Source organism: Chelatococcus asaccharovorans (assembly GCF_003201475.1).
GTDB classification, from domain to species: Bacteria; Pseudomonadota; Alphaproteobacteria; order Rhizobiales; family Beijerinckiaceae; genus Chelatococcus; species Chelatococcus asaccharovorans.
This window is the reverse complement of record NZ_QJJK01000004.1, coordinates 335,992-351,339: the sequence shown is the minus strand read 5'-3', so window position 1 is coordinate 351,339 and position 15,348 is coordinate 335,992. Positions and strand designations below refer to the sequence as shown.

General features: G+C 64.7%; 12 protein-coding genes and 1 tRNA gene. 5 read left to right on the top strand and 8 right to left on the bottom strand.

The window, feature by feature from the left end; all coding sequences use genetic code 11:
* The first annotated feature begins 225 nt into the window (after positions 1–225).
* From C7450_RS11550 to C7450_RS11535, 4 genes are read left to right on the top strand one after another with little or no spacing between them, the layout of a single operon-like run.
* On the top strand, positions 226–624 hold the full coding sequence (locus tag C7450_RS11550; protein ID WP_110374586.1) for a MarR family winged helix-turn-helix transcriptional regulator: 399 nt from the start codon (positions 226–228) through the stop codon (positions 622–624).
* Positions 625–667: 43 nt separating this feature from the next.
* A complete protein-coding gene (locus C7450_RS11545; protein WP_425351180.1) occupies positions 668–1,987 on the top strand; it encodes an MFS transporter in 1,320 nt (439 codons plus the stop codon).
* A gap of 32 nt (positions 1,988–2,019) precedes the next feature.
* The gene (locus tag C7450_RS11540; RefSeq protein WP_110374585.1) at positions 2,020–3,030 is read left to right on the top strand and encodes an aldo/keto reductase; all 1,011 of its coding nucleotides are present in this window, start codon (positions 2,020–2,022) and stop codon (positions 3,028–3,030) included.
* A 16-nt stretch (positions 3,031–3,046) separates the two neighbouring features.
* Positions 3,047–4,231, top strand: coding sequence for a thiolase family protein (locus C7450_RS11535; protein ID WP_110374731.1), 1,185 nt, complete (start codon positions 3,047–3,049; stop codon positions 4,229–4,231).
* A gap of 1,027 nt (positions 4,232–5,258) precedes the next feature.
* Here the strand turns inward: C7450_RS11535 and C7450_RS11530 are convergent.
* Positions 5,259–5,334 (bottom strand) — tRNA-Glu (locus C7450_RS11530).
* Between the two features lie 164 nt (positions 5,335–5,498).
* Here C7450_RS11530 and C7450_RS11525 point away from each other — a divergent pair.
* Complete coding sequence (locus C7450_RS11525) at positions 5,499–5,687, top strand: YdcH family protein (RefSeq protein ID WP_110374584.1); 189 nt, start codon at positions 5,499–5,501, stop codon at positions 5,685–5,687.
* 447 nt (positions 5,688–6,134) lie between these two features.
* On the opposite strand, the gene C7450_RS11520 is transcribed toward C7450_RS11525, so the two are convergent.
* The 7 genes from C7450_RS11520 to clpB all read right to left on the bottom strand — a co-directional run bounded on the left by C7450_RS11520 (position 6,135) and on the right by clpB (position 14,954).
* The gene (locus C7450_RS11520; RefSeq protein WP_245449622.1) at positions 6,135–7,169 is read right to left on the bottom strand and encodes an alpha/beta hydrolase; all 1,035 of its coding nucleotides are present in this window, start codon (positions 7,167–7,169) and stop codon (positions 6,135–6,137) included.
* A gap of 85 nt (positions 7,170–7,254) precedes the next feature.
* Positions 7,255–8,655, bottom strand: coding sequence for an NAD(P)(+) transhydrogenase (Re/Si-specific) subunit beta (locus tag C7450_RS11515; RefSeq protein WP_110374583.1), 1,401 nt, complete (start codon positions 8,653–8,655; stop codon positions 7,255–7,257).
* A 5-nt stretch (positions 8,656–8,660) separates the two neighbouring features.
* Entirely contained in the window at positions 8,661–9,110 is a 450-nt protein-coding gene (locus tag C7450_RS11510; RefSeq protein WP_110374582.1) for a proton-translocating transhydrogenase family protein, read from the bottom strand.
* Positions 9,111–9,187: 77 nt separating this feature from the next.
* Complete coding sequence (locus tag C7450_RS11505) at positions 9,188–10,327, bottom strand: Re/Si-specific NAD(P)(+) transhydrogenase subunit alpha (RefSeq protein WP_110374729.1); 1,140 nt, start codon at positions 10,325–10,327, stop codon at positions 9,188–9,190.
* 208 nt (positions 10,328–10,535) lie between these two features.
* Positions 10,536–10,691 (bottom strand): aa3-type cytochrome c oxidase subunit IV, encoded by a 156-nt coding sequence (locus C7450_RS11500; protein WP_110374581.1) that lies wholly within the window; start codon positions 10,689–10,691, stop codon positions 10,536–10,538.
* A 129-nt stretch (positions 10,692–10,820) separates the two neighbouring features.
* Positions 10,821–12,200, bottom strand: a complete 1,380-nt coding sequence (locus tag C7450_RS11495) for an ABC1 kinase family protein (protein WP_110374580.1) — start codon at positions 12,198–12,200, stop codon at positions 10,821–10,823.
* A 129-nt stretch (positions 12,201–12,329) separates the two neighbouring features.
* Positions 12,330–14,954, bottom strand: a complete 2,625-nt coding sequence (gene clpB, locus C7450_RS11490; RefSeq protein WP_110374579.1) for an ATP-dependent chaperone ClpB — start codon at positions 14,952–14,954, stop codon at positions 12,330–12,332.
* Between the last annotated feature and the right edge of the window lie 394 nt (positions 14,955–15,348).

The window sequence follows — 15,348 nt, the reverse complement described above, 5'->3', positions numbered from 1 at the left end:
GTAACCCATCAAGGTGCTGACGCCGGCTGCCTCGGCAGTCGGCCGCGCTGCGGCGTGAGCGCCAGAACCTCGGGCCGAAGCAGCAGTTCCGCAGGTTGCCTAAGGTTGCGCCCTTGAGCAGCCTGCGCTGCGAGCGCGACGTCGCCCCCCCCCCCCGTGTGCTGAAATCCCCGGAGGACGCTCCTTCACTTGCGCCCGTCAGAATAGGGGTATATACACGCATCTATGTCGACACCCTGCCACTGCACCAATTTGCGGATCGCAACTCGCAAGGTTGCCGCGCTCTACGATGCCGCGCTGTCGCCGGTTGGCATCAACATCGCGCAGTATGCCCTTCTCAGGACAATCGCACGGCGCCAGCCCATCAGCCTGACCGAACTCGCAAAGCATCTTGAACTCGACCGCTCGACGATGGGGCGCAATGTCCGTGTCATCCAGAAGCTCGGCCTCGTCGAGCTCGGACGCGGCGAGGACCAGCGGGAAGCGACTGTGACACTGAGCGAGCATGGCAGCACCGTGCTCCGCAAGGCCGAGCCGCTCTGGGATCGTTGCCAGGACGAGATTGGCGAGCGGCTCGGGCCGACGCGCGTCGAGCTTATCGCCGAGCTCAGCCAGTTGCTCTGATTTTTGAACCAAAAACGGGTATCTACCCGCAAAGAGGAGTGTGATGATGGTGGCGGCTCCATCTTCCGCGTCGCGTGACGCGCTGCCGAGCTTTTTCGCACGACGGGGCATCCATTACGGTTGGGTTGTCGCCGGCGTGACCTTCCTCACGATGCTCGTGACGGCCGGGGCAGTTGGCGCACCTGGCGTGTTGATCGGCCCGCTGCAGCAGGAGTTCGGCTGGTCGACATCGGAGATCTCCTCAGCCTTCGCGATCCGGCTTGTCCTGTTCGGCTTCCTGGGACCGTTCGCGGCCGCCTTTATGAACCGCTTCGGGCTCCGGATTGTCGCATCCGTGGCGCTGGCGCTGATCGGCGCCGGCGTTCTCGGCTCCTTTGCGATGACGAAGCTCTGGCAGCTCTTCCTGCTCTGGGGCGTCGTCGTTGGCTTCGGCACGGGGCTAACCGCGATGGTCCTTGGAGCCACCGTCGCGACGCGGTGGTTTTCCGCACGGCGTGGTCTCGTCGTCGGCCTCCTTACGGCGAGTACCGCGACGGGGCAGCTCGTCTTTCTGCCATTGCTCGCCAGCCTGACGCAGGCCCTCGGCTGGCGCAACGCGCTCGGCCTCGTGTTGGTCATGCTCGCGCTTGCGGCCCTCGCCGTGCTTTTGCTGATGCGCGACCGGCCCTCCGATCTCGGCCTCGCTCCCTATGGCGCCGCCGACCCCACCCCGGTACCTGCTCCGGCACAGCTTTCATTCCGTGACATGCTTGCCTCTCCCATCGTGGCTCTGCGGGACGCATCGCGTTCGCGCACGTTCTGGGTTCTGTTCGGCACGTTCTTCATCTGCGGCGCGAGCACCAACGGGCTCGTCCAGACGCATTTTGTCTCGCTTTGCGGCGACTTCGGCATCGTTCCAGTCGCAGCCGCCAGTATGCTCGCGCTCATCGGCATCTTTGACTTCGCCGGCACAGTCGGCTCGGGGTGGCTCTCCGACCGCATTGCCAGCCGCACCTTGCTGTTCTGGTATTACGGGTTGCGCGGACTTTCGCTGATCTATCTGCCCTTCACCTCCTTCAGCTTTTACGAGCTTTCGATCTTCGCGGTATTCTACGGACTCGATTGGGTCGCGACCGTGCCGCCGACGGTGAAGCTTGCCGCCGAGCGTTTCGGTGACCGCGCCAATCTCGTCTTCGGCTGGATCTTCGCCGGTCACCAGATGGGGGCCGCCTTTGCGGCCTGGGGCGCCGGATTCAGCCGTACCGCCTACCAGAGCTATCTGCCCGCCTTCTTCATCGCGGGGGGATTGTGCCTGATCGCGGCTATCACCGTCGTCACCATCCGCGAGCCACGGCGGCAGGTGCTTGTTCCGGCGCGAGCCTGATGCCTCTCTCCACCCTCCAGGACATTCATCCCATGGAATATAAGCTTTTCGGCCGTTCCGGCCTGCGCGTATCCCAAATCGCCCTCGGCACCGCCAATTTCGGCAATGCTTGGGGGCATGGCGCCAGCGCCGAAACGAGCCGCGCCATCCTCGACGCGTTCGCTGAAGGCGGCGGCAACTTCATCGACACCGCAGACATCTACCAGTTCGGCCAGTCTGAAACGATACTTGGCGAACTGCTTCAGGGCCGGCGCGAGGAGTTCGTATTGGCCACGAAGTATACGAATGGCGCGGCCCCGGACGCCAGCCTCCTCGTTACCGGCAACAGTCGCAAAGCGATGGTCGCTTCGCTCGAAGCCAGTCTGAAGCGGTTGAAGACCGACCGGATCGACCTCTACTGGGTGCACCATCCAGATGGCTTGACGCCTTCGGAAGAAATCGTGCGCGGTCTCGACGATCTCGCTCGCGCAGGCAAGATCCTTTATGCAGGCCTCTCCAACTTCCCGGCATGGCGGCTGGCGCGCGCCGTCACGCTCGCTGAGGTGACCCGTGCCGTGCCGATCGCCGCCGCGCAGTTCGAGCACAGCCTCGTTCACCGTGAGCCCGAGGCTGATCTGTTCCCGGCATGCGAGGCGTTGGGCCTGGGCGTCCTGACATGGTCTCCGCTCGGCGGCGGCGTGTTGACCGGTAAGTATCGCCGCGGCGAGACAGGCAGGGCCGAGGCGCTGGGTGGCAAGGTCTTCCAGGCCGAGGATTCAGCCCAGCGCACCGCCATCCTCGACACGGTGCTGGCTATTGCCGGCGAGCGCGCCGTCGGCCCGGACCAGGTCGCCATCGCCTGGGCGGGCGCCCGTAACGCCGTACCGTTGATCGGACCGCGCTCCCTGGAACAACTCATGAGCAATCTCGGCGCCGCGGCGCTGTCGCTGAGCGCCGAGGAGATCGCCCGACTGGATGTGGTCAGCATGCCCGCCGGAGGCGGAGAGACCGAGGCCGCGCGTCCACGACGCGATGCCGTCATGGCCACGCGCGTCGTCGCCTGAAGCAGAGGAGTTCATCATGTCGAAGACCGAAATCGTCCTTGCGCATCCCGTGCGGACCCCGATCGCCGGCTATAACGGCGCATTGAAGGGAACCCCGGCCACGGTGCTCGGCGCCATCGTCGTCCGCGAGACGTTGAAACGTGCCGGCCTCGACCCGGCTGCACTCGACGCCGTCGTCATGGGCAATGTCGTTCAGGCCGGTAATCGGATGAACCCGGCCCGCCAGGCCTCGATCGGCGGCGGCGTGCCGGTCGCCGTGCCGGCGCTCACGGTCAACCGCGTCTGCGGGTCCGGCGCGCAGGCAATCGTTTCTGCCGCGCAGGACATTCGCGCTGGTGATGCCTCCGTCGCGGTCGCCGGTGGCATGGAGAACATGGATCGAGCGCCCTACCTGGTCGAGGGCGGGCGTTGGGGCTATCGGATGGGTCCCGCGACCATGCTCGACAGCATGCTGACCGATGGGCTCAACGACGCCTTCTCCGGCGAGCATTCCGGCTGGCACACCGAGGATCTTGTCGCGAAACTCAATATCACGCGTCGAGATCAGGACGCATTCGCCGTGCGTTCGCAACAGCGCTTCGCAGAGGCGCAGAAGGCGGGCAGCTTCATGGATGAAATCATCCCAGTCGAACTCCAGGGCCGGAAGGGGCCGGAGCTCTTTGCTACCGACGAAGCGCCACGCCCGGATACGACGATCGAGATCTTGGCGAAACTGAAACCGGCCTTCCGGGAGCAGGGCACGATTACGGCGGGTAATGCACCCGGCCTCAACAGCGGGGCTGCCGCGATGATCGTCGCTGACCGGGGTTATGCGGAGGCGAGCGGCATTGAGCCAGTCGGTCGGCTGGCCGCCCATGGCGTTGCGGCGGTGGAGCCGGGCATGTTCGGTCTCGGGCCGGTGCCGGCCGTGCGCAAGGCGCTCGAACGCGCGGGCTGGACGCTCGGCGACGTCGAGCGCATCGAGATCAACGAGGCTTTCGCCGCCGTTCCCATCGCGGTCGCGCGCGAGCTCGGCCTGCCGGAGGACCTCGTCAATGTCGAAGGCGGCGCCATCGCCCATGGCCATCCGATCGGAGCGACCGGAGCGATCCTGGTGACGCGCCTTCTCCATGCGATGAAGCGTGACGGAATCCGCAGGGGCATGGTCACGCTCTGCATCGGCGGTGGGCAGGGCATCGCGCTCGCGCTCGAAGCGCTCTGACCGCCGGGGTCGGCCAGGGCCGACGTCGCCCCCGCGATAGGCGCCACTCGCGCGCGAAACGGCCATCGACCGGGACACAAGGCGCCTCCTCGAGGCGCCAGTGCTGCCGCTTCTCATTCGTCCGGCGGCGGATAGCCGGCTCATCCTTTTCAAAGGAATGGATCGATAAAACTGGATTGATGTAGATCTTCTACAAGTCATGAGGCCAAGTCCGCAGCCCGAAGAGCGTCCCGGCGCACCTCGATTCCTTTACGCTATTTGCTCACGTTGCCTTTCACGCAGGGACCTGTTAGGGGAGAAACAGAATATCGGTCCTGGCGCAATTCCCATGCTTCGCTTCCTTGTTGAAGGCTTACGACTTCCGCTTTTCGTTATAGACCTGATCGTTTTCGGCATAGGTTTTCTTGTTTCATATCTTGCTATTCACGCCTTCATGCCGGAAGCTCTGTGGGAAAAAAGAAAAGTACAGATACTTACGAAATACAGTGCCGTTCTTTTTGCGATCATCATATCTGGATACTTCGTACACGTCTCGCATGCGGCATATCCAAACTGACACTGGAAAAAATGCCCAATGCGCGATGGTTTCCATCGCAGGCGTCGCCCTGGACGCCGACTTCAGAGGACTCCAAAAAGTCCGGGCGCTCGGGCGCGATAGCCGAAGCGCCAATCCCACTGATCAGGCTTACCTAAGCTGCATTCTCTGGCGCGACCGGGAAGTCAGCTACCTCACAATCAGACATGGGTTTCCTCAGGAAACCACCGGAGAACGTGCCGCTGCGGATCGACCCGTGAAAGGCACGTCAGCGCCATGGTCGGCGGACCTATGTCCAGAAAGCAGACAAACGCAACCGCCTTGCAGATAGCGCGGAGGCCTCGGCGAAAAGGGAAAAGTCACCCGAGGCCAGCGAACGTCCCATCCGGCCGACGGTGAAAAAATTTCACGAAATTTCGATAAGGCCAGCGCTCGCATCAAATTTTGCCGCGACTGCCGCCATTTCCTGCATCTAAGTGCTTGGAAAATGCTTGGCGCTCCCTAGGGGAATCGAACCCCTGTTTTCGCCGTGAGAGGGCGACGTCCTAGACCGCTAGACGAAGGGAGCGTTCAGTGCCCGACCCTATATAGAGCATCAGCACACTATTCAAGAGGCGGAGGGCCAAGAAGCGTCACAAAGATTTCGCAATGTGGAAACAGCGAGGCTCCACAGCCGCTCGCTCTTGTGTCACACTACCGTCGCGAATGCTCACAGAAAGAGGAGACAGTCCGATGTCTTTGCAGGCCCATATCATGGAGCTCAAGAGGCGGCATCAGGCCCTCGAGGAGGAGATTCAATCGACACTCTCAAGTCCGTCGGCCAGCACGCTCAAAGTAGCAGAGCTCAAACGCAAGAAGCTGCAGCTCAAGGATGAGCTCGAGCAATTGCAACATGGCATGGCCTCTAAATCCATCCACTAGGGCGGCCCTCGGCCGGGCGAGACGCCCGCGCCATAACGCGGCGCTCCAGTTTAACGTAGCATACATGTTCCGACCGTAAGGGATCCGCCTTCGACCCAGATGAGCGCTGGTTTCGTCGGAATATGCGCAATTTCGCTTCCGGAGCCGCTCCGGACCTGCCCCGTCAATCGGCATCAGGTTTGACGGACCGGCTTCGCGGAGGAGCCCTCCCGCTCCTCTCATCATGCGGGCACCGGACATCGCGACCGGTGCTCCTTTACCCTCCGCAGGCGCGCCCTTCCAAGACACCTGCGCCGCTGCGCGTCCCGGATCCGGCACGAAAGGGATTGGCCGCATCGCGAAATCGCCGCATCAAGTCGCCGTATCGCCAAGGAAGCTGGGGACAGCGAGTACGGCAAGGACGGCGTCCCGTGGAAGCATCCCCGCCAAGGCGCACCCCGGTCCCGCCTATCGCGACTCTCCGGCGGGCGCGGGCACTTTTTCCGGCTCCGAAGCAATTTCGCGCACCACGCGCGTCTGCGCCTGCGGCATCGGCGTCGTGCCCTCGATATCGCGCAGGAACATGGCGACCTGCGGGATCGACCCATGGTCGGGCAGGTCCACATGGTCACCATCCGGAAACGACACCAGCCGCTTGGGACCCGGGGCCAGATTGAACAGCGTGACGCCCTGCACGTAGGGGATGATATGGTCCTTGACCCCGTGCAGGATCAGGATTGGCGCGCGCACCTTGCCGATGAGTTCATCCGACCGGAACTGGTCGCGCATCAGGAGCTTCACCGGCGCCCAGGGATAGCGCTCGGCGCCGACCTCGGCCGTTGACACATAGGGCGCCTCCAGAATGAGACCCTTGACCGGCACCTCCGCCGCGAGCCCGACGGCAACGCCGGTTCCCAGCGATTCGCCATAGGCGACAAGGCGGTCTGAACCGAACCGCTCGGCGGCTGCCTTGTAGGCGGCCCGCGCGTCCGCCCGCAGCCCTTCCTCGGAGGGGGCGCCCGTGGAGCCGCCATAGCCGCGGTAGCTGACGACGAACAGGCCCTCGCCATCCGCGGCGAGCGCCTTGTAGCGGTCGAGCCGGCCTGGGCGGGCGAGATTACCGCTTTGTCCGTGGAAATAGACAAGGACCGGCTTGCCCTCCTGCGGGGGCAGCACCCAGGCGACCAGCGTTTCGCCGTCTTCGGTGCGGATGGTCGTCTCCGTGAGCCCTGGAATCCCGGCCACGGCGGGATCGGCCCGCGTCGGATCAAGCGGAAAGAGATAGTGCCGCTGCTGGCTGTAGAGCGCCCCGAGCGCGACGAGATAGGCGAGCGCGGCCACGCCGATCACGAGCGCGACAAGGCGCCGCCAGTTGCGGCGAATGCGCGGCGGCGCCTCCGGCGGGCGCGGCGGCAAGCCGGGAAAGGCTCCCTCCGGCGGGGCCGGGGGGAGATTGGGAGGCGGCGAAGGCGGCATCACGGGGGGATGCTTGGCGTCCGACAAGCCGCCCTCCTTTCTTCAGGACCCGAAGCCCATTTCTGCGGCGATGGCTGGAGACCCGCCGGGGCCAACTCACAGGCGAGCCAGCTCACAGCGACTTGAGGATACTTTCCACCATCTTCTTGGCATCGCCAAACAGCATCATGGTGTTGTCCTTGAAGAACAGCTCGTTCTCGACGCCCGCGTAACCGGAACCCATGCCGCGCTTGATGAAGAGAACGGTCTTGGCCTTCTCCACGTCGAGGATGGGCATGCCGAAGATCGGCGAGGCGGGGTCGGTCTTGGCGGCCGGATTGGTCACGTCATTCGCGCCGATGACGAAGGCGACGTCGGCCTGCGCGAATTCCGAGTTGATGTCCTCCAGCTCGAACACCTCGTCGTAGGGCACGTTTGCCTCGGCGAGCAGAACGTTCATGTGGCCGGGCATGCGGCCGGCGACCGGATGGATCGCATATTTGACCTCGACGCCCTCTTCCTTGAGCTTGTCGGCCATTTCGCGCAGCGCGTGCTGCGCCTGCGCCACCGCCATGCCGTAGCCGGGCACGATGATGACCTTCGCGGCGTTCTTCATCAGGAAGGCCGCGTCGTCGGCTGAGCCCTGCTTGACCGGGCGCGTCTCGACGGCGCCGCCGCCGGCAGCCGCCGCACTGTCACCACCGAAGCCGCCGAGAATGACCGAGATGAACGAGCGGTTCATGCCCTTGCACATGATGTAGGACAGGATCGCGCCCGAGGAGCCGACGAGGGCACCCGTGATGATCAGCGCCAGATTGCCGAGCGTGAAGCCGATGCCGGCGGCCGCCCACCCCGAATAGGAGTTGAGCATGGACACGACGACCGGCATGTCCGCGCCGCCGATCGGGATGATCAGCGTGACACCGAGGACGAACGAGACCAGCGCGATGAACCAGAAGACGACATGGCTCTCGGTGGCGACGAAGACGGCGATCAGCACGACGAGGAGGGCGCCGAGCACGATATTGAGGAGATGGCGCTGCGGCAGCATGATCGGCTTGCCGGACATGCGGCCGTCAAGCTTCAGGAAGGCGATGATCGAACCGGTGAAGGTTACCGCGCCGATCGCCACGCCGAGCGACATCTCGACGAGGCTTCCACCGTGGATGGTGCCGACAGAGCCGAGGCCGAAGGCTTCCGGGGCATAAAGGGCGCCCGCTGCAACGAACACCGCGGCGAGGCCGACGCCGGAATGGAAGGCCGCCACGAGTTGCGGCATCGCCGTCATGGGCACGCGCTTGGCGACGACCGCGCCGATACCGCCGCCGATCGCCATGCCCAAAATGATGATGAGCCAGCTCCCGACATCCGCCGGCGGATGGAACACGACGGTCGTGAGGATCGCGATCCCCATGCCGACCATGCCGTAGAGATTGCCCTTGCGGGAGGTGGCCGGAGACGAGAGGCCCCGTAGCGCCAGGATGAAGAGGACGCCGGCGACGAGATAGAGCAGCGCAGACAGATTGGCAGCCATGTCCCTCAGCCCTTCTTCTTGTACATGGCGAGCATGCGCTGGGTCACCAGGAAGCCACCGAAGATATTGATGGAGGCGAGGATCAGCGCGATGAAGCCGAAGGCCTTGGCCCACCAGGGGCCGGCGCCGAGATCGGGCATCGCCGAGACGCCGACGGCGAGCAGTGCGCCCACGACGATCACCGACGAGATGGCGTTGGTGACGGACATCAGCGGCGTGTGCAAGGCCGGCGTGACCGACCACACCACGTAGTAGCCCACGAAGACCGCGAGCACGAAGATCGCTAAACGGAAAACGGTGGGGTCAACCGCTCCGCCCGTCGCGGCATGGGCAACACTGCCCACCATATCGGCGGCATAGTCCGCATAGGTCTGCGCCGCCTCCGCGGCCTGCCGGGCCGCTTCGGCTGCCGCACGGGCGCGTTCGAGCGCTTCCTCCGGCGTAAGATTGGCCATCGCTCGCACTCCCTCGTTGATACCGGTGTGGTTCTGTAATCAGGGAAATCGGGGAAGAAGGGTCTCGTCTGTCGTCATCAGGCTTTCGGCAGGAAAGCCGGGTGCACGATGGCGCCGTCCCGCGTCAGGGCCGTCGCCTTGACGAGTTCGTCGTCCCAGTTCACGGCCAGCGCCTTCGACGCCTTGTCGATCAGCGTCTCGGCAAAGGCATAAAGGTTCTTGGCGTAAAGGCTCGAGGCCGTGGCAGCGAGACGGCCGGGCACGTTGAGATGGCCGACGATCTTCACGCCATTCGCCGTCACCACCACTTCGCCCGGAACCGCGCCCTCGACATTGCCGCCGCGCTCCACCGCCAGATCGACGATCACCGATCCCGGCCGCATCGAGGCTACCATGGCGGCGGTGATCAGCTTCGGCGCGGGGCGACCGGGGATCAACGCCGTCGTGATGACGATATCCTGCTTGGAAATATGGCTCGCGGTCAGTTCGGCCTGTTTGGCCTGATATTCCGCCGACATCTGCTTGGCGTAGCCGCCCGCCGTCTCGGCCGCCTTGAACTCCTCGTCCTCGACGGCGATGAACTTGGCGCCGAGCGAGGCCACCTGCTCCTTGGCGGCAGGGCGCACGTCGGTCGCAGACACCACCGCCCCGAGACGCCGCGCCGTCGCGATGGCCTGAAGCCCGGCGACACCCGCCCCCATGATGAAGGCGCGCGCAGCGGGAACGGTGCCCGCCGCCGTCATCATCATCGGCAAGGCGCGGCCATATTCGGCGGCGGCGTCGATCACCGCGCGATAGCCGGCGAGGTTTGCCTGCGACGACAGCACATCCATCACCTGCGCGCGGGTGATGCGCGGCATGAATTCCATGGAAAAGGCCGAGATGCCGGCGTCCGCCCAGCTCTTCACGGCAGCCTCGTCCCCGTAGGGGTCGAGGACGGCGATGACAAGCGCGCCGCGCTTGATCAACGGCAGCTCCGAGGCACTCGGGCGCCGCACCTTCAGCACCACGTCGGCGCCGCTGAGCGTCTCGCCGGGAGTGGCCGCGATGCGCGCGCCAGCCTCGGTATAGTCCGCATCGGTCACACCGGAGCGCAAACCCGCCCCGCTCTGCACGACCACCTCGGCCCCAAGGCCCAGGAATTTCTTCACCGTCTCGGGCGTCGCAGCGACGCGCCCTTCATTCTGCTCGGTCTCGGCGGGGACGGCGATCAGCATCGTGAACCACTCCAGAACGGCGATAACAGCGTGGGCAGCGGCGAGAGACGGCACGGCGGCCATGGCGGGCCGACAGTCTCTCCCGGGTTAGGGGGACGGGCGCCTTGCGGCGCGTCGTCAAAGGTTACGCCAAACGATCCATTCGCCTTGCGCATCTCATCACGCACGGCGGAGACCCAGCCGTCTATCGATCAGCGAAATTGCAAAATCAGAGCAGGAAGATTGCCATCAGGACGAGAATGGCACAGACCGCAATGCCGCCCCATTTCGCCCCAACGATGAAGCCCTGGTAGGTGCGCTCGTGCTCACCATAATCCATCGCCGGCGGCGCATGGTGGGCTTTGGCTTCGGCGGCTTGGGCCATAGTGTTCCCTCAGGCTGCTGTCACGTTTCCTGGAAGGGGCTTTACCCCATGCCAATGCGCCTTGCAACGCCTGAGCGTCATTCGAAAACTCTATAGGGCCAACGGAAAACGGGTTCCGCTTCGCACAGCTCAGGCCAATCCGCTCTCCGCGAGCACCTTCGCCTGCCGATCCTGCACCACGCCGAGATCAAAGCCTTCGATCTCAGCTTCGAAGAGGCGATGGAAGTTCAATTCAGCCTTGAGATGTAGGAAGACAGCCCCGAGTCCGATCGCCGCGCGATCCATGAAGACGAATTCACGCGGGATGCGGACCGGGCCCTTCTCCTTCAGCGCCTGTTTGACGCGCCAGGCCTCGCGCCGGCCGTATTCCCCCGGCGCCACCCCGTCGGCGATCGTCCGCACGCGGTCGTCCAGCAGCGGGCCATAGATGAAACGCGCCCACATGTTCAGGACACTGATGAGCTCGCGGGTGAGCCCCCGGAACCCCCATGTTTCATAGGCCTGCACCACACGCGCCTCATCGCCCTCCAGAAGCCCGCGATAGAGATCCACGACCCCGCCGACAAAGGCCGGCGGAAAAATGCGGATACAGCCGTAGTCCAGGAGATTGATGCCTTGCGCATCGTTGTCGGCCCCACCCCGGAAGACAGTGTAATTGCCGAGATGCGGATCGCCATGGATGACGCCATAGTGGCTGAAGGGATGCCACCACGCGCCGAACATGACGCGGGCGAGCCGATTGCGCGTCTCAAGAGAGGCGTGTCGGAAATCGAGCAGCCGCTCGCCCTGCAGCCAGTCCAGCGTCAGAAGCCGCCCGGTCGAGAGGTCCGCATGGACGCGCGGCACGCGCACATCAGGCACATCGGCCAGCATGAGCCGATAGAGCGCGGCGTGTTTCGCCTCCCGGCGATAATCCAATTCCTCACGCAGACGCGCGCCGATCTCGGTCGCGATCTCGCGTGTATCGATGGAGGGATTGAAGCGGCGCTGCAGCTTCATGACGAGGCCAAGCTGCACGAGGTCCGCCTCCACCGCGGACTGCATGTCCGGATACTGCAGCTTGCAGGCAAGCGCCGTACCGTCATGCGCCGTGGCGCGATGGACCTGGCCGAGCGAGGCCGCGGCCGCCGGCTTCAGATCGAACGAGGCGAAGCGCCCGGCCCAATCCGGACCGAGTTCGCTCATCATCCGCCGCTTCACGAAGGCGGCCCCCATGGGCGGGGCCTCGGCCTGCAGCTTTTGCAGTTCGGTCGCATATTCCGGCGGCAGGGCATCGGGAATGGTGGAGAGAAGCTGCGCCACCTTCATCAGCGGCCCCTTGAGGCCGCCCAGTGCCCGCATCAGGTCCCCGGCGTTCTGCTCGCGGTCAGTGGTCAATCCCAAGGCGCGGGCACCGGCAAGCTTCGCCGCAATCCCGCCGACATCCCGTCCGACGCGGGCATAGCGCGCCGCGCGCGCCGAGAGGCGGTTCGCTTCCCGGTCGACCTTGGGGCTTTCGCTGTCCTGCATCAAGAACTCTCCCGACGAATATATCAGAGATAAGCGTCGGGAGAGCAATTGTCAGGGTATGGCGCCAAGTTAGCGGGCGTTATCCCCTCCCCGCAAAGTGGGAGAGGGCACCGTCCCGCCGACTTTGCCTCAGTTCAGCGCAACACCGACGGGTCGACGCGTCTCCGCCGCCGGGAAATCACCGATGATGAGCCCGTTGGGTCCTGCGACGATCGGCACGGTCTCGCCATCCTTGATCGAACCCGCGAGGATCAGCTCGGCGAGCGGATCCTGCACGTTCTTCTGGATCGTCCGCTTCAGCGGGCGCGCGCCATAGGCCGGATCATAGCCCTTGTCGGCCAGCCATTCGCGGGCACTGGCATCGAGTTCCAGCGTGATCTTGCGATCCTCGAGGAGCTTGGCGAGCCGCTTGAGCTGGATCTCGACGATCGCACCCATCTGCTCTTTCTTGAGCCTGTGGAACAGGATGATCTCGTCCACGCGGTTCAGGAACTCCGGCCGGAAGTGGGCACGCACCACCCCCATCACCTCCTCGCGCACGGCATCGGAATCTTCGCCGGCCTTCTGGTTGACGAGATATTCCGCGCCGAGGTTCGAGGTCATGATGATAAGCGTGTTGCGGAAGTCGACCGTCCGCCCCTGGCCGTCCGTCAGCCGCCCGTCGTCGAGCACCTGCAGGAGCACGTTGAAGACATCGGGATGCGCCTTTTCGACCTCGTCGAACAGCACGACCTGATAGGGCCGGCGCCGCACCGCTTCCGTCAAGGCACCGCCCTCCTCGTAGCCGACATAGCCGGGAGGGGCGCCGATGAGGCGGGCCACCGAGTGCTTCTCCATATATTCCGACATGTCGAGGCGCACGAGCGCCGTCTCGTCGTCGAACAGGAAGGCGGCGAGCGCCTTCGTCAGCTCGGTCTTGCCGACGCCGGTCGGGCCGAGGAACATGAACGAGCCGATCGGCCGGTTCGGATCCTGGAGCCCGGCGCGCGCCCGGCGGACGGCGGTGGACACGGCCTCGACCGCCTCCTCCTGGCCGACGACGCGCTTGGCAAGCTGGTCCTCCATCTTCAGGAGCTTGTCCTTCTCGCCTTCCAGCATCTTGTCGACCGGCACACCGGTCCAGCGCGACACGACCTGCGCGATGTTGTCAGGCGTCACCGCCTCCTGCACCACGCCGCCCTGGCCGCCGGCTTCCTTCTCCTCGGTCTCGGCCAGTTCCTTCTCCAGACCGGGAATAATCCCGTAGGCAAGCTCGCCCGCGCGCTGATACTGACCCTGGCGCTGGGCGATGGCGAGTTCGTTGCGGGCCTCGTCGAGCTTCTTCTTGAGATCAGCCGCCTTGCCGAGCTTGTCCTTCTCGGACTGCCACTTGGCCGTCAGGGCCGAGGATTTCTCCTCGAGATCGGCGAGTTCCTTTTCCAGCCGCACCAGCCGGTCCTTGGAGGCCGCATCGTTTTCCTTCTTCAGCGCCTCCGATTCGATCTTCAGGCGAACGATCTCGCGATCGATCGAGTCGAGCTCCTCCGGTTTCGAATCGACCTGCATCCTGAGCCGGGCGGCCGCCTCGTCCACGAGGTCGATCGCCTTGTCCGGCAGGAAACGGTCGGTGATGTAGCGGTTCGACAAGGTCGCGGCGGCGACGAGGGCCGCATCCTGGATGCGCACGCCGTGGTGCTGCTCGTATTTTTCCTTGATCCCGCGCAGGATCGAGACCGTGTCCTCCACCGTCGGCTCGGACACGAAGACGGGCTGGAACCGCCGCGCGAGCGCCGCGTCCTTCTCCACATGCTTGCGATATTCGTCGAGCGTGGTCGCGCCGACACAATGCAGTTCGCCGCGGGCGAGCGCCGGCTTCAGAAGGTTCGAGGCGTCCATGGCGCCATCCGCCTTGCCGGCTCCGACGAGCGTATGCATCTCGTCGATGAAGAGGATGATTCCGCCTTCGGCCGCCTGGACCTCGGACAAGACGCCCTTCAGCCGCTCCTCGAACTCGCCGCGATATTTCGCGCCGGCGATCAGCGCGCCCATGTCGAGCGCCAGCAACTGCTTGTCTTTCAGGCTTTCCGGCACGTCGCCGTCGACGATACGCTTCGCGAGCCCTTCCACGATGGCGGTCTTGCCCACGCCCGGCTCGCCGATGAGCACCGGGTTGTTCTTGGTGCGGCGCGACAGCACCTGGATGGTGCGACGGATTTCCTCGTCACGGCCGATGACCGGATCGATCTTGCCGTCGCGTGCCGCCTGGGTCAGGTCCCGCGCATATTTCTTGAGGGCGTCATAGGCGTTTTCGGCCGAAGCGTTGTCGGCCGTCCGGCCCTTGCGCAGTGCGTTGATGGCCGCATTCAGGCTCTGCGCCGTGACGCCAGCCTGCGCCAAGACCTTGCCGGCCTCGCTGTCCTTTTCCACGGCGAGCGCAAGCAGCAGCCGCTCGACCGTGACGAAGCTGTCGCCCGCCTTGTCCGCCGCCTTCTCGGCCTGATCGAAGACCCGCGCCAGGGCCGGCGAGAGATAGATCTGCCCGGAACCGCCCTGCACCTTCGGCAGCTTGGCAAGCGCTTGTTCGACGGCGCTCAAGGCCAGCCGCGACTGGCCGCCCGCCCTGTCGATAAGGCCCGCGGCGAGGCCCTCGGAATCGTCCAGCAGAACCTTCAGGAGATGCTCAGGCGTGAACTGCTGGTGTCCCTCGCGCAGGGCAAGCCCCTGCGCCGACTGAAGAAAGCCCTTGGCCCGATCCGTATATTTGTCGATGTTCATGTCCTGCTCCAGACCGGTAGCAGCGCCCCCGAGAGGCACGCCGAAACCCGCGAAGGATTGCCCCGCGGGGTTTAGCCGCGCCAGGCACCGCCCCCATCGGCGGGGCCGGCGAAGCTGATGTAGTGTTGCAGATCAGTAACACAAGTGCCCTTCCTGCGCGACGACCCGCTATTTCCGACGAGATGTCCGCATCTGCCGGGGGCCGGGTTCCGGCCGGGAGGATTACGGAACAGCGAACCACCACGGCACCGCCTTGGCAATCGAAAGATCCAGGGCCAATCGACATCTCAGATCCGCGCGCGAAGCGAGAGCGCTTCTCTTGGTCTGCTTAAGTGCGGAAACGCTTTTTCTCTTTGATTTTGCGCAAGTCCGGACGGAAAGCCGTCCCGCACTT